Source organism: Isoptericola croceus (assembly GCF_029382255.1).
GTDB lineage: Bacteria > Actinomycetota > Actinomycetes > Actinomycetales > Cellulomonadaceae > Isoptericola > Isoptericola croceus.
On the sequence record NZ_JARLLG010000145.1, the window covers coordinates 1 to 279 of the forward strand.

At 63.1% G+C, this 279-nt stretch carries 1 pseudogene; it reads left to right on the forward strand.

The window, feature by feature from the left end:
• Positions 1 to 14 precede the first annotated feature (14 nt).
• Positions 15 to 279: pseudogene (locus tag PZC42_RS21005) on the forward strand (alanine--glyoxylate aminotransferase family protein); the annotation flags it as partial.

Sequence of the window (279 nt, forward strand, 5' to 3'; positions counted from 1 at the left end):
GGGAATCCCTTCGCATGATGATGGAAGAGGGCTTGGACAACCGGATCCAGCGGCACGCCAGGGTGGCGGAGGGGTTGCGTGCCGGTGTGGAGGCCCTGGGAATGACGCTGCTGGCCGAGGAAGGACACCGCCTGAACCCGCTGACAACAATATCGAGTCCGGAGGGTATCGAAGACGCCAAGGTGCGCCGGACGTTGCTCAACGACTACGACATCGAGATTGGCGGCGGGTTGGGAGAATTTGCCGGGAAAGCCTGGCGCATCGGCCTGATGGGCGAGT